The organism is Streptomyces sp. MAR4 CNX-425 (genome assembly GCF_048656465.1).
Taxonomy (GTDB): domain Bacteria; phylum Actinomycetota; class Actinomycetes; order Streptomycetales; family Streptomycetaceae; genus Streptomyces.
On sequence record NZ_JBMDLF010000010.1, the window covers coordinates 1 to 13504 of the forward strand.

The window sequence follows — 13504 nt, forward strand, 5'->3', positions numbered from 1 at the left end:
TCAGTACGGGCGGCGGATCGGCCGGCGGGTGTGGGTGCGGCTGGCCGTGCGGGAGGACGGGGCGCTGGTGATCGACGTGTCGGACCCGCAGGCGGCGCTGCCGCCGCGGGTGCCGGACCAGGCGCCGCCGGGGCCGGAGGAGGAGCGGGGGAGGGGGTTGTTCCTGGCGCGGGGGCTGGGGGCGGAGCTGTCGTGGTTTCCGCGCGAGTTCGTCGGTAAGACCGTACGGGCGACGCTGGCTCCGGCGCGGACGTCGCCGCCGATGTCGCCGCCGGTGCCCCGGTCGGCGGGGGACGGGGACGTCGGGGAGACCCTGAGACTTCCGTAGGGGTGCGGGTGGCCCCGAGGTCGTAGATCCGGGTCCGCGCGGTTCCGCCCCGCGGCCGACGTTTCCGCAGGTGGCCTGCGGCACGCTGGAAGCATGAGCAGCGCTTCCCTCGCCCCGCCGCGCGGGGCGGCAGACAGCCCGCGGGCCGCCGAAGCCCCGCGCCCCGACAGCCCGCCCATCTCAACCGTCGCCGCCCGCGCGACACGGCACCGCCTCCATACGGCGTGGCGGGCGGTGGCCGCCTTCGGCGGAGCGGTGGTCTCGGTGGTCGTCCTGGGGGAGTACGCGGACCGCTGACGGACACGGACCGTCGCTGATTCGTCACCGTACGACCGGAATGTTCCGGATCGTTGGTAGGTGCGACCGGAGCCCCGGGCTCAGGTCTCAGACGGGCTCGGCGCGCTCCAGCGCTTCTGCCGCCCGGCGGACGTTCCGTACCGTCCACGGAGGACAGTCGGCCGCGGCCTCGACCTCCTGCCGCGTACGCCACAGCACCTCGGACACCTCGGCGGGAGCCGCCGGGTACGGCTTCGCGTCCTCCGGTATCCGGGCTGCGAACACGACGTTCACGACGGGGCCGCCGGTGTCGGTGACGAAGAACGTGCTCTCCGCGTAGTGCAGCGGAACGCCCGTGAGGTCGACACCGACCTCCTCGGCCACCTCCCGCCGGGCGGTCTCTTCGAGGACGTCGTCACCGGGCTCGCCGGCCCTGACCTCCACCTTGCCGCCGGGCACCGCGAGCGTTCCGCCGGCGTGGCCCAGATCGGGGTGGCGGACGATCAGCAACCACTGCTCGCCGCGCCGGAGTGCGACGCAGACGTTGACGATGTACACCTGGGACCTCCCGGGGAGACGGTGGCGCGTTGTCAGTCCTCGGCTATCGGCCAGGTGCGCCACGTCAGGTCCAGACGGCGATAGGCGTCATCGAACCAGGCGTCGAACAGCGGGACGGTGACCGTCACCGACGTCGGGGACTCCGCGCGGTCCCTCACCGTGACCTGCGCGGACGCGTCCTCGGCGTCACGCTCGATGAACACCTCCGGCCCGCGCAGGTGCTCGCGCCACGCGATGTCGTGGCCCGCGTCGAGCGCGTCCAGGGCCTCCTGCCACTCCCGCAGGTCCTCCGGAGACACCGTGATCGGGGTCCGCCCCTGCACGAAGGCCGTGTCGACGAGGATCTCCCCCTCCAGCACACCGACCGGACCCGACTCTTTCAGGTGCTTCATCCCGGTGATCCGGAGGATGACGCTACCTCCCTCGCCCGGCAGTTGAATCAGATCGATCGGCCCACCAGCCACCAGTGCCCTCCCGGCTCGTACGTCGTGCCCGAACGGTAGCGGGCGCCACTGACACGCCTGCGGCGCGGGCAGGTTGGCGGGCACATGGGCGGTGCGGGCGGGCCGGGGGAGCGGGGGGTGGGCGGCCGACGGCACCCGGCGGTGCGAGGGGGAACCGGCCGGTGTCAGGCCGAGGCGTGTTGCTCCCACCCGCCGTCGGACCAGCGGTACTCGTCGTAGCCTTCCCGCCCGTAGGTGATGAAGCGTTTGCCTCCATCCGTGACGGGAATCAACTGCCGTTTTCCGTTGACCAGAACCGGCAGCTCCAAGTGCCACTCGGTGCGCCCGGAGTGGGCACGTACGAAGATGAGGAACTGCTCAGTCTCCCCTGGCGCGAGGAGGAGGGTGAGCGGCGGGATGGGAGAGCCGTCTTCCTCGACCCACGTGGTCGTTCCGGACCCCAGATCGACCTGAAGCCGCCTCGGCGTAACGGCCGCGCCGCCGGCCGGACAGCAGGCGACGATTCCTCTCGGGGGCTCCTCCAGGGGTTCTGAACTGTGGCGCAGTTTGGGGCAGTCGATCACGACGGACGCGGATTCACGAGCCGTAACGGTCACCTTGAGGACCGACTGGTCCGCCTCCGCCCCACCTCGTGCTATCGCCCACGCCCGCCAGTCAGTGGGATGGTCCGGCGGCGCACCAGTGGGTCGGCCGGGGAGCCAGACGTACGCGGGGATCCAGTTCGGCAATCCCGCCCAGCTGATTGACGGATCTGTTTCCACGTGCACGTCAACCGGCTTGATCCTGTAGATGCGGCGGGAGACGGCGCTCAGCCTGCTCGACAGCGGATGGAAAACCGCTGTGAGGACGAGGAGCGTGTCCCGCCGAGTGGTGTAGTCAGTCGGAGGGCTGGTTGGGTTCGGTTTGGGGAGGGATCTGTTGCTTGGGGTTGGTCGGCTTGTCGGTGAAGAGTTCGCCGCAGATGCGCGAGACCTCAGATTTGGAGATGCCCGAGTCCGCGCCGGGGGCCTTGACCAGGTCGTCCACGCTGCGGGTGGACACGCCGCGTACGTACGCCTCCATCACCACGGCGAACAAGGCCCGGTCGATCCGCCGGCGCCGCTCCAGCAACGAGGGGAAGAACGACCCGGTCCGCACCTTCGGGATCCTCAGGTCCACATCGCCGGCCTGGGTGGTCAGCAGCCGCTCCCGGTGCCCGTTGCGCCAGGTCTTGCGCGTCCCGGCGTGCTCGCCCGGCCCGGCGCCGATGGCCTCGGTGGCCTCGGCCTCGATAAGCTCCTGCAGGATGCGCTCCACCAGCATCCTGATCGCTTCAACTCCGTCGGCCGTGCGTAGTGACTCCAGCAGCCGCATCAGGTCAGACTGGGACAAGGCCATCGTGTGCTCCTCCGGTTGAACTGGCCGTTCACCAGGGAGACTGCGCGATGGCCTGCCCCTTGTTCAGGGAGCATTCACCCGCAACGGGTGCACGCCCCCGGCAGACACCCACCCATTCACAACCCCAACCGCCTACACCACTCCGCGGGACGTGATCCTGCGTCTCCCCGGCCGGTCTGGGTGGCTGGGTCGCGTTGCGTCTCCCGCCGGGCCGGGGTGGCCGCTCCGCGCCGCGCCTCCCCGCCCGCCTCGGTGGCCGCGCCGCGCTGCGCCTCCCCGACCGGCCTCGGTCGCCCCACCGCGTCGCACCCCGCCGCCGAACCGGCCCACCCCCCCACTACGCAAGTTCGTGAAAGAACTCCGCGCCGTACCTCACACTCCACCCGTCGGCCACCAGGCTTCGGGCCGCGTCGACCAACGCCGCGCGGCCCGGCGTCCCTTCCGCGCTCCAAATCGACCAGTTCGCGGAGACCGAGATCTCCACCTGGCCGTAGTTGGACGCGTGCAGCGTCATCGGCGCGCGGATGCCGATGCGGCGCATCTCGCGCGTCGGCCCGGCGACCCACGCGGCGCCCTCCCGCCGCGCGCACGGCACGGTGGCGACCCAGCGGACCTCCGCGGCCTCCAGTGCGACGTTCGCGGGGACGTCCGGTGCGCACGGGTGGGGGACACGGACGCGGGTGGCGTTGAACCACAGTTCCGTCCAGCCGACCTCGTACGTGTCCGGGTCGGGGGCGGGCTGGGCCTGGGCGCGTTCCAGCCATGATCTGACGGTTTCGACCGACAACCGCTGCACCGGCTCGACGACCGGGTCGATGTACCAGGGGTCGACGACGTCGAGCGCCTGGTCGTGCGTGGGCTCGGCCGCCGTGCGGTCGTGGATGAACCAGTGCGGGCGCGGCGGGCTGACGCCCGTCTCCGGATAGGTGGTTTCCCGGTCGTGACAGCCGATGACGGCCTCGGCGCTGAGGGGCTGCACCAGCGGCCACAGCCGCCGGAGGCCGTGCGTGAGCTGGCCGACGGTGGAGGCGGCGGAGTGGGAGGGGGCGAGGGGCTTGTCCTGTTCCGGTTGCGGCGTGGCGCCACGTCCCGGGCCACCGGCCGGCTCCGCCCGCTCCTCCGGCTCCGCCCACTCCGCCGGCTCCGCCAGACTCAGCGTCGGGCCGCCGTTCTTGTGCTCGAACGCCACCTCCTACGCACCCCCCGCTTCCGGCTCCGCCGCCTCCGCCAGCAGCCGCCGCAGCTCCACCACCTCCGGCTCCAGCCGCGCCAGGCTCTCCACCAGATACGCGTTCGCCGCCTCCGCGCCCCGGTTCGCCAGCATCAGCCGCCGGGTCTTGCTCACGTGCGTCAACGTACTGGCGATGGCGAACGGCATTCCGATCATGTGGACCCTGCCCGGCACCTCCGGAACCCCGCCCGTCCGGCCGCCGAAGAGCAACGTCCCGTTCTCCCGGATCACTTCCGTCACCGTGCGCAGCGTGACTTCCACGAACCGCCCTCGCGCCGCCAGGTCGGCCCCCGGGTCCGGCAGGGCCGGGAGTGCGGCCAGCAGCCCTGCGGCCACGGTCCGTTCCGCCTCGCTGACCGGCCATTCACCTTCCAGGCCGATTTCGGGAAGACTCACATGCACCATGGGCGGGAGCCTAACCGTGCCCGCTCGGGCCCCCTCCCGGCGTACGTGTCACACCTCGCAGACCTCCGGCGCCCGCTTCTTGATCCCCAGCAGGTCGAAGTAGTTCTGCCCCAGCGCGATCCGCCGGAACGCCTCGTCGCCCAGCGCCTTGTTGATCCGGCTGGTCACTTCCAGCTCCTCCTTGTAGACCCCGAAGTCCTTCTTCCGCGACGCGACGAAGTCCGTGCCCGGGACCGCCTGCTCCGGATACGCGTCGAGCAGCGCCGCGTACTTCTCCCGCACCCCGGGCTTGCTGAAGTACATGTCCTCCAGCACCCGCCAGCTGAGGTCGAGGGTGAGGTTCGGGTAGCGGTCGAGGAGCCGTTCGAGGATGGCGATGTGCGCGTCGGGGTCCATGGTGGACAGTTCCTTGGAGAGCCCCATGTGCGCCCAGATGATCTTGTTGTGCGGATACAGCTCCAGGACGCGCTCCATGAGGTGCAGGTAGCGCGTCGGCTCGCGGTCGTTGCCGAGGTCGGAGTGGATGGTGAGGGGCATCCCGCGCCGGCGCAGCTTCTCCATGAACGGTTCCCAGTCCTCGATGTCCTCCTCGTCGGCCGGCTCGTGGTGGTTGGGGAGGAGGGCCTGCTTGATGAGGTTGACCTCGCCCATCCACTGAAACATCCCGGGGAATTCCTTGTCGAGCAGCCGCATCCCGTCCATGACGGTCTCCGGTTCGGCGAGGTCGGGGTACGTCATGGACAGCGCCAGGTCGACGTCGTCCTGTTTGTGCTCCACGACGTTCTCGGCGTTGACGAAGTCGTTCTTCAGGCTGGGGAGCACGGGCGTGCCGGGGCAGTCGAGGTAGTACGTGCAGGGGGAGTCCACCGGGAGTCTCTGGCCGATGCCGAAGACGCCCGCGTGCCGTACGCCCGTGCGCTTGAGGTAGCCGACCAGCTCGCGGAACGGGACGGCCTCGCCGCCGAACGGCCGGAAGTGCAGGTGCGCGTCGACGACCGAGGTGTACGGCTCGGTGCGGCGGTCGTAGCAGTCCTGCCCGGTCGCGGACGCCGCGGACCCGGCGGCGGGTCCGAGGACGACGGCGGCGGCGAGCCAGGTGGTGGCGGTGACGGCGGCCTTGCGACTCATCACGTACGGCAACGCGGAACCCCTTCGGCGGTGGAGCGGGTGGAGTGCGACGAAGGGATTGTGTGATCAAACGGGAGGGGGTGCGGCGGTGCCCCGCCGCGAAGATCCGCAGACAACCGCAACGGGCTACGGACCACGGCGGCGGGCAGCGCGCTGCCCGCCGCGCGGCGGGGCGGCCGTCACGCCCTCACACCCGGGCCACCGCCTTCCCCAGCGTCCGACCGGCCTCCCGGGCCGCGTCGAGCGCGTCCCTGTGGAGCCGCGCCGCCTCCTCCCGGAGGTCCTCCATGCTCGGGGTGGTGGCGGCCAGGGTCAGCTCGCGTTCGATGACCGTGAGGTCGGCCTGCCACATGTCGACCAGCACCCGCCGCAGGTACGGCGTCGAGTGGTCCCACCCCTCCCGCGGCGCGCCGGGCCGGTAGCCGCCGCCCTTGGTGGCGACGAGCACCGTCGGCTTCTCCTTGAGGACGGGGGTGGTGGGGCCGGCGGCGTTGATGACCAGGTCCGTCCAGACCTTGAAGTGCTGGGACACCCCGTAGTTGTAGAGCGGCACGGCCAGCAGTACGGCGTCGGCGCGGTCCAGTTCTCCGGCCAGTTCCGCCGCCAGCGCCATGGCCTCGGTCTGCTCGGGCGTGCGTTCGGGGGCGGGGGTGAAGCCGGCGGTGGTGGCGAGGGCCCAGGCGTCGGCGGGGAGGGGCCGGGTGCCGAGGTGGCGGCGCTCCACCGGGGCGTCGGGGTGCGTCAGGGCCCACTCGGCCTGGACCGCGTCGGCCAGCTCGGCGGAGGCCGAGCTGCCCGGGAGGATGCTGGCGTCGATGCGGAAGAGGTTCATGTGCGCGGGTCTCCGGTTGTCGGATACGGGGGTACGCGGGGGCAGGGCGCCCGGCGCGGCGGACGGCTCGTACGTCCACATTCAGCCTAAGCGGACTTTACCCCGCTTCTATTCCCGGCGATACGGTGGCGACCGTGGACGGTGACCTGATCCCCCTGGGGAAACCCCGCCCGGAGCGGGCCGACGCGGCGCGAAACCGAAGGCTGCTCCTGGACGCGGCGCGCCGGATGATCGCCGAGGACGGCGTCGGGAACGTGACTATGGACGACCTCGCGGAGCGGGCCGGTGTGGGCAAGGGCACGGTCTACCGCCGCTTCCGTACCCGCGCGGGGATCTTCGCCGCCCTCCTCGACGAGGGCGAACGCGCCTTCCAGCAGCGCGTGCTGTCCGGCCCGCCGCCGCTGGGCCCGGGCGGCGACCCGGTGGACCGGTTGATCGCGTACGGCCAGGGCCGTATCTGCTTCCTGCTGGAGCACCAGGCCGTCGCCCGCGCGGCGCTCGACCGCAACCAGCCCATACCGGCCGGCGGCCCGGGACTGACCCGGCCGCACGTCCGCTACCTGCTCGGACAGGCCGGTCTGGGCGGGCGGCACCTCGACGCCCTGACCCTCCAGCTCACCGCCGCCCTGGAGGGCCCGGTCCTGCTCTACCTCGCCACGCCCGCGGAGGCGCTGGAGGCGCCGGAGACACAAGAGACGGAGGAGCAGCCCGCCTGGACCGGGCATCTGGAGGCGCTGGCCGAGGGGTGGGAGGTCCTCGTCACACGGGTCTGCGGGAGCACACCGTAGGGGACCCGACCCCTCCCCCGCCCGTCACGCTCCGCCCGGGTTCACGGCGGCGGCGTGGGCGGGTGGGCGGGGACGGCCGCGTCGGACGAGGTCCGGGCCCCGGCCGGGCGGAGCATCTGCCCGGCGGCCAGCCTGCGGTAGAGGGGGCTGCTGGTGAGCAGTTCCTCGTGACGTCCGCGGGCGACGGTGCAGCCGCCGTCCAGGACGACGATCTGGTCGGCGTGCTGGACCGTGGAGAGCCGGTGCGCGATGACCAGCAGGGCGCATTCCCGGGCGACGTCCTTCATCACCGCGGTGAGCGCGGTCTCGTTGAGGGTGTCGAGGTGGGAGGTGGGCTCGTCGAGCAGGAGGATCGCGGGGCGGGTGAGCAGGGCGCGGGCCAGGGCCACGCGCTGGCGCTCGCCCGCCGACAGCGTGCCGCCGCGCTCGCCCAGCATGCCCGACAGGCCGCCCGGCAGCCGCCGCACGACTCCCTCCAGCTGGGCGAGTTCGATGACGCGCCGGAGTTCGGCGTCGGTGGCGCCGGGCGCGGCATAGGTGATGTTGTCCGCCAGGGTGCCGTGGACGACGTGGGTGTTCTGGTCGACGGCGGCGAGGCGTCCGCGGCATGCGGCGCGGCTCAGCGCGGTGGCGGGCAGGCCGTCGAACAGCAGGGTTCCGGAGTCCGGTTCGTAGAACCGGGCGACGAGGGCGAAGATCGTGCTCTTTCCCGCCCCCGACCGGCCGACCAGGGCGGTCTGCTGCCGGTGGGGGACGGTGAACGAGACGCCGCGCAGCACCGGCCGGTCCGGGTCATAGCCGAAGCGGAGATTCCGCAGGGCGAGGGCGGGCTCCCGGTCCGCGGCCGCCGGCCGGGCCGGTGCGCGCGGGAACGCCCGGACGGCGGTCGGCGGGTCCCCGGAGGGCTCCGCCGGCAGGGCCAGCGCCTGTTCGATGCGCTGGTAGGCCCCCATGCCGCGCTGGATCAGGCCGACCGCCCGGAAGACCGAGGACAGCGGAAGGACCAGGTAGGAGGCGTACAGCAGGAAGGCGACCAGGTCGCCGAGGGAGTTGGCGTCGCCGTTCACCCGCAGGCCGCCGATGACCAGCACGATCAGGAAGGAGCCCTGCACGGCGAGTTCGACCGCGGGGCTCATCAGGGAGGCGAGTTTCGCGGTCCGTACGCCGGCGCTGTGGGCCGTCTCGACCCGTTCTCCGATACGGGCCGCCTCCCGCTCCTCGGCGCGGTGGACCCGCACCATCGGCAGGGCGCCGAGGGCGCGTTCGAGGTCGGCGGCGATCGCGCCGACGGAGGTCTGCATACGTTCCGAGGCGGCCCGGATGCCCCGGAGGAGCGAGGCGACGATCACGGCGGCGGCGGTCACGGTGACGGCGACCAGGAGCAGCAGGAGCGGGTCGATCCACAGCATCAGGACGACCGCGCCCGCGGCGACGAGGGCGCCCGTCACCAGATCGACCAGCGCCTGGGAGACGACTTCCCTGAGCAGGGTGGCGTCGGCGGTGACCCGGGAGATCAGGTCGCCGCTGCGGTGCCGGTCGTACTCCCGCATCTCCAGCCGGAGGAGCCGCGCCACCAGACCGTGGCGGAGCCCCCGTACGATGCCTTCGCCCATGCGCTCCAGGACGAAGCGGCCCACCGCGCCCGTGGCCGCCTCGGCGAGGAACAGCGCGGCCAGGAGCAGCAGCAGGGGCCACAGCACCTGGTCCCGTCCGCTCGCGTCCACGATCTGTTTGGCGACGAGCGGCTGTGCCAGCCCCAGGGCGGAGCCGGCCAGCGTGAGCACGGTGGCGACGAGGGCCGGGGTCCGGTGCCCGGCGGTCAGCCGGTACGTGGTGGCGACCGCGACCCGGGTGGAGTGGTCGCCCCCGGCCGCGGGCCGTGCCTGATCCGCCGGGCCGCCGGTCATCGGCGCGACCGGCTCCCGGGCGCGACCGTGAGGAGCCGGGCGAAGTAGTCGTCGGGTACGTCCTCGGCCACGGGGCGGCCGTCCGCCTCGATCCAGGCGTGCGCCGTGAAGGGCGGCACCACGCGCACCCCGGCGCACCACGTCGGCCAGGTCCCGGACAGCCGGCACAGCAGCGCGGCACCCAGGGAGCGGGGGAGGCAGCCTTTCGGCCCGGCGCAGCGCAGGCTCACCGCGCACATCGCGTCCCGCGCGTCCCCGGCCTGTACGGCGGTGGCCGCCGTGGCCCCGCGACGGGCGAGGTGGAGCACGGCGCGGAGCCGGCGGGGCGGCAGGAGGGAGAGCGCGAGGGCGGGGAGCAGGACGAGACGGGCGGCCAGGCGTCTGGGGAAGGGCACACCGGTGGGCCGTTCCAGGGCGCTGGGCGTCGTCATTCGGCCAGCCCCGAGGCCCGCAGCTGCCGGACGAGGGCGTCGACGTCCTGCTGCGCCCGGGCGGGGTCGATGTCGAACTCGTCGACGAGCGCGGCGACCGCGGCGGCCTCGTCGCCGCCCGCCATCAGCGTGCTGACCACCAGGGTGCCGGTGGGGTTCAGCTCCCAGTACTCCCCGGCGCGGGCGTCCAGGAGGACCGTGCCGTAGTCCGTCTCGGCGGTGGAGACATCGGCGCCGAACTTCAGTGGCATACGTGTGCCTTTCTGCTGGGGCGGTGCGGTGCGGGGCGGTGCGGTCATGTGGAGGCCGGGGCCGCGGTCCGGGCGGTCCGGCCCAGGCCGCGCAGCCACACCTCGGCGGCGATGGTCGAGTAGAGGATCGGGTCCTGCAGTTCGGGGCTGCCCGGCCGCTCGGCGAGCCGGCGCAGGGCCGCGCCGTCGACCAGGCCGAGCCGCTCCAGCCGGGAGTCCTCCCAGAGCGCCCGCAGGTCGCCGCGGTGCGCGCGCAGCCCGTCGGACGCGTCCATGGAGGCGGCGGCCTTGTCGGTGCGGCGCAGGCACGCGTCGGGCACGATCCCGCTCATGGCGGTGGTCAGGAGGGGTTTGTACCGCCAGGGCGTGACGCGCTCGCCCGGGCGCACGGCGAGGCATGCCTCGATGACGCGGTCGTCGAGGAACGGCGACGCCATCGGCACGCCGGCCCGGGCGGCCATCCGGTCCCACTGGCGGACGATGCGGGTGCAGGAGCGGATCTGTTCGAGGTCGGCGTGCAGGCCGCGGTCCGGGTGCAGCGGTACGGCGGTCGCGGCGGCCCCGCGCAGCGCCCGCCGGGCCATCCGCTCGGCGTCGGGGGTGACCCAGTCGAAGAGGCGCGGGACCATGCCCCAGCCCAGGCCGGCGCTGACGGTGGGGGGAAGCGGGGCCCGCAGCCGGTCGCCGGCGTCGGCCAGCCACTTCCCGTACGGCCGCGAGTCGGCCAGCGCACGCACCGTGCCGCCCAGCGGCCACTGCCACAGGGCCCGGAAGCCGCGCACCTGGCGCAGGGCGAACACCGGGCGGATGCGCAGCAGCCGGTGGTAGTACGCCTCGGAGCACCAGGTCACGTGGTCGCCGCCGATGCCGGTCAGGTGCAGCCGGCTGCCCCGCTCCGCCAGGGCGGGCAGGTGGTGCAGGACCCTTGAGCGGTCCATGACGCCGATGGTCGGTTCGTCCAGCAGGTCGTCGATGGTGAGCAGGTCGGTGTAGACCAGCGGGGAGGCGTCGGCGTCCCAGACCACGTGGTCGACGTCGGGCATCGACCGGGCGGCCTGTTCCGCCCAGTGCAGGTCGGTGTCGGCGGGGTCGCGCCCCGGCCAGGTGCCGGCCACCACCGCGGCCGGCGAGCTGTCCGCGAGGAAGCAGACGGAGGTGGAGTCCAGTCCGCCCGAGAGGTCGCAGCTGACCACGCCGCCCTGCCGGGTGCGGGCGTCGACCGCCGCGGCCAGGGCCTCCCGGACGAGGGGGGCGCCGTCGGCGAGGGTGCGTACCGGTTCCGGCGGCGTCCACCAGCGCGTGTGGCGTACGGTCCGGCCGTCCGGCGCGACGATCAGCGCGTCCTCGGGGGCGACGGCGGTGATGCCGCGCCACATCGGTGCCTCGGCGAGCGGATGGGGGACCGGCCACAGCAGCCGGACGGCCAGCTGCTCCGCGTCCGGCTCGCCGCCGAGCGCGGCGGCGAGCACGTCGGCGCCGCTGGCGGCCACCTGCGTGCCGGCGACGGGGGCGTGGAAGACCAGCCGGAGCCCGGAGGCGGTGCCCTGCACCCGGAGCCGCCCGTCGAGCGCGGCGACGAGGTGGCAGCTCCCCGGCAGGGAGCGGGCCAGCGCGTCGAGTTCGGCGAGGTCGCGCAGCCGCCCGGCGTGCCGCTCCAGCTCCGCGGCGCCGACCGGGCAGCAGCCGACGACGGCGAGCGCCGCGCGGCCGGCGCGCGCGGTGACGAGGTCCTGGTCGTGCCACTGGCCCACCAGCCAGGGCCGGCCCGAGGCGTGCCGCAGGACGCGCGTGCCGGGGCGGGTGAGGGAGCGGGCCACGGCCGCCGCCTCCTCCCGGTCGGTGAAGACCGTGAAGTGGGCGTCGCCGGGGCCCGTCCCCGCACTCTCGTGCTGTTCACTCATGACGTCGGTTCGGGAACCGTCGCTCGTCAGTTCTTGCTCAGGATGAGCCGGTCGTTGCCGGCGCGCAGCAGGAACCCGGTCTTCTTCCGGAACGCCCCGAGCCGGATCAGCGTCGGTGCCTCGTATGCCTTCTTCATCGTTTGTCCTCACGTACGGGTGTCTCGGTCGCCCCTCCTGGCTGGCCAGGAAAGCGGGGTGTACGCCAGGGATACTCACGGGGCGAGGGCGCGACAAGATGCCCCGAAAAAGGTGTGATCATAGGCAAATTTCCCCTGTGGTCAGGGAGCATTACCGTGGCGCATGAGGTGTGCCGCAGGGAAACGACAAGAGGGGGCGGAGGAGCGGCCCGCCGGTGCCGAGTGCTTGACGCCCCAGGTCAGCGCGGAGCGCGCACGCGCGTTCCGGGCCGGGGGAGGCGTACGGCAGTGGCGCCGAGGAGGGCTCGCCCACGCGCGCCGTACGGAGCCGCCGGGGGAGCGCGCCGCTCCTGCCGCCGCGCCCCTTCCCCGCTCCCCCTGCCCGAACGGGCCCGGCTACTGCGCCGTGCCCGCCAGCAGCCAGCGGCGCACCGGAATCCGCAGCAGCACGCGACCCGTGCCGGGGCGGGTGGGGGCGGTGACGTCCCAGCCGTACTTCGCCGCGAACGCGGCGACGACCGGGGCGGGGAAGTCGTCCGTGATCGATGCGGTGCCCTCGGCGACGACCGGGTGCGTGCCGTTCTCCAGGGCGAGGGAGACGCGCGGCTCGCCGCGCAGGTTCCGGACCTTCACCGCGCCCGCGTCCGTGCCCACCCACCAGGTCCCGTCCTCGTACACGAACCACACGGGCGTGACGTGCGCGGACCCGTCGGGCCGGACGGTGCACAGCCAGGCGTTCCACTCCTCGGCAAGCCGCGTCCGCACGGTGTCCGGAAGGTCCATGAGAGCATCCATGGCACCATCCGACCAGCCGGGCCGCCCCCGGCGCATCGGGCGGTGGATCAGACGAACGTCCTAAGACCGCTCAGTAGGCGAGCGTGAGGTCGATGTCGATGTCGAATGGAGCGCTGAGCTTGAGCTGGTCGCGGTAGGTTCCCGTCAGGGTGTAGGCCCCGGTCTCCGCATCCAGCTCGAAGACGAAGACGACCGGCTTGCCGTCCTCCTTCTCGACGCGCCAGTAGTGCTGGATGCCTGCCTTCGCGTACTTCAGCGGTTTGGTCTCGCGGTCTCGCGCCCGGGACTCGGGCGAGACGACCTCGACGGCGAGCAGCACGTCCGCCGCGTCGTACCTCGTCTCGTCCCCGTTGCCCAGGGCCTCGGCCCGCAGCACGATCAGGTCCGGCTCAGGTCGCTGCTGGTCGTTGATGACGATCGTCATTTCGCCCTTGACCGCGAGACCGTCCGGCACCGTGCGCAGCAGCCCCAGCCGCAGCAGGAACATGGTGTTGTCGTGAAACGAACTCTGCGGCGACACGAAAACAAGGCTCCCGTCGATCAGCTCCGTGTGCGGAGGCAGGTCGGGGAGCGTGTCCAGGTCGTCGGCTGTGTAGCCGCCGGGTGGCGGCGTCGGCCACGCAGGGGTCGTGTGCTCCGGCTTCTTCGGTGCCACGCTCATAGCAGGTGCTCCCATACGACGGATCCTCGCCCGT

General features: G+C 72.9%; 17 protein-coding genes and 1 pseudogene. 3 read left to right on the plus strand and 15 right to left on the minus strand.

What is annotated here, in order from left to right; all coding sequences use genetic code 11:
• Both ACHZ99_RS25145 and ACHZ99_RS25150 read left to right on the plus strand, forming a co-directional pair.
• On the plus strand, positions 1 to 328 hold a 328-nt coding region (locus tag ACHZ99_RS25145), incomplete at its 5' end, for an ATP-binding protein (protein WP_420307013.1).
• Between the two features lie 93 nt (positions 329 to 421).
• Positions 422 to 625: a hypothetical protein gene (locus tag ACHZ99_RS25150; protein WP_420307014.1), complete on the plus strand. Its 204-nt coding sequence runs from the start codon at positions 422 to 424 to the stop codon at positions 623 to 625.
• Between the two features lie 87 nt (positions 626 to 712).
• Here ACHZ99_RS25150 and ACHZ99_RS25155 read toward each other — a convergent pair whose 3' ends face one another.
• The 8 genes and pseudogenes from ACHZ99_RS25155 to ACHZ99_RS25190 form a co-directional block, all read right to left on the minus strand.
• A complete protein-coding gene (locus ACHZ99_RS25155; protein ID WP_420307015.1) occupies positions 713 to 1162 on the minus strand; it encodes an NUDIX hydrolase in 450 nt (149 codons plus the stop codon).
• A 32-nt stretch (positions 1163 to 1194) separates the two neighbouring features.
• Entirely contained in the window at positions 1195 to 1626 is a 432-nt protein-coding gene (locus ACHZ99_RS25160) for a DUF5959 family protein (RefSeq protein WP_420307016.1), read from the minus strand.
• 164 nt (positions 1627 to 1790) lie between these two features.
• Positions 1791 to 2222, minus strand: coding sequence for a hypothetical protein (locus ACHZ99_RS25165; protein WP_420307017.1), 432 nt, complete (start codon positions 2220 to 2222; stop codon positions 1791 to 1793).
• 352 nt (positions 2223 to 2574) lie between these two features.
• A pseudogene (locus tag ACHZ99_RS25170) lies at positions 2575 to 3003 on the minus strand (transposase); the annotation flags it as partial.
• Positions 3004 to 3340: 337 nt separating this feature from the next.
• Positions 3341 to 4192, minus strand: coding sequence for a hypothetical protein (locus tag ACHZ99_RS25175; RefSeq protein WP_420307018.1), 852 nt, complete (start codon positions 4190 to 4192; stop codon positions 3341 to 3343).
• A 3-nt stretch (positions 4193 to 4195) separates the two neighbouring features.
• Entirely contained in the window at positions 4196 to 4639 is a 444-nt protein-coding gene (locus tag ACHZ99_RS25180; protein WP_420307019.1) for a hypothetical protein, read from the minus strand.
• A gap of 48 nt (positions 4640 to 4687) precedes the next feature.
• On the minus strand, positions 4688 to 5767 hold the full coding sequence (locus ACHZ99_RS25185; RefSeq protein WP_420307020.1) for an amidohydrolase family protein: 1080 nt from the start codon (positions 5765 to 5767) through the stop codon (positions 4688 to 4690).
• A gap of 187 nt (positions 5768 to 5954) precedes the next feature.
• Positions 5955 to 6599 carry an FMN-dependent NADH-azoreductase gene (locus ACHZ99_RS25190; protein ID WP_420307305.1) on the minus strand — a complete coding sequence of 215 codons (645 nt, stop codon included), beginning with the start codon at positions 6597 to 6599 and terminating at the stop codon, positions 5955 to 5957.
• Between the two features lie 125 nt (positions 6600 to 6724).
• On the opposite strand from ACHZ99_RS25190, the gene ACHZ99_RS25195 reads away from it, so the two are divergent.
• Positions 6725 to 7387: a TetR/AcrR family transcriptional regulator gene (locus ACHZ99_RS25195; protein WP_420307021.1), complete on the plus strand. Its 663-nt coding sequence runs from the start codon at positions 6725 to 6727 to the stop codon at positions 7385 to 7387.
• A 41-nt stretch (positions 7388 to 7428) separates the two neighbouring features.
• Here the strand turns inward: ACHZ99_RS25195 and ACHZ99_RS25200 are convergent, their stop codons facing one another.
• The 7 genes from ACHZ99_RS25200 to ACHZ99_RS25230 all read right to left on the minus strand — a co-directional run bounded on the left by ACHZ99_RS25200 (position 7429) and on the right by ACHZ99_RS25230 (position 13470).
• The gene (locus ACHZ99_RS25200) at positions 7429 to 9294 is read right to left on the minus strand and encodes an ABC transporter ATP-binding protein (RefSeq protein WP_420307022.1); all 1866 of its coding nucleotides are present in this window, start codon (positions 9292 to 9294) and stop codon (positions 7429 to 7431) included.
• Entirely contained in the window at positions 9291 to 9725 is a 435-nt protein-coding gene (locus ACHZ99_RS25205; RefSeq protein WP_420307023.1) for a lasso peptide biosynthesis B2 protein, read from the minus strand. Before ACHZ99_RS25205 ends, ACHZ99_RS25200 begins: the two co-directional genes overlap by 4 nt.
• Positions 9722 to 9976 carry a lasso peptide biosynthesis PqqD family chaperone gene (locus tag ACHZ99_RS25210; protein ID WP_420307024.1) on the minus strand — a complete coding sequence of 85 codons (255 nt, stop codon included), beginning with the start codon at positions 9974 to 9976 and terminating at the stop codon, positions 9722 to 9724. The genes ACHZ99_RS25205 and ACHZ99_RS25210 overlap by 4 nt, the downstream gene beginning before the upstream one ends.
• 44 nt (positions 9977 to 10020) lie before the next feature.
• Positions 10021 to 11877, minus strand: coding sequence for a lasso peptide isopeptide bond-forming cyclase (locus ACHZ99_RS25215; protein ID WP_420307025.1), 1857 nt, complete (start codon positions 11875 to 11877; stop codon positions 10021 to 10023).
• Between the two features lie 26 nt (positions 11878 to 11903).
• Positions 11904 to 12014 carry a keywimysin-related RiPP gene (locus ACHZ99_RS25220; RefSeq protein ID WP_420307026.1) on the minus strand — a complete coding sequence of 37 codons (111 nt, stop codon included), beginning with the start codon at positions 12012 to 12014 and terminating at the stop codon, positions 11904 to 11906.
• A 396-nt stretch (positions 12015 to 12410) separates the two neighbouring features.
• Positions 12411 to 12797 (minus strand): TIGR03618 family F420-dependent PPOX class oxidoreductase, encoded by a 387-nt coding sequence (locus tag ACHZ99_RS25225; protein ID WP_420307027.1) that lies wholly within the window; start codon positions 12795 to 12797, stop codon positions 12411 to 12413.
• Between the two features lie 82 nt (positions 12798 to 12879).
• Positions 12880 to 13470: a Uma2 family endonuclease gene (locus ACHZ99_RS25230; RefSeq protein WP_420307028.1), complete on the minus strand. Its 591-nt coding sequence runs from the start codon at positions 13468 to 13470 to the stop codon at positions 12880 to 12882.
• Between the last annotated feature and the right edge of the window lie 34 nt (positions 13471 to 13504).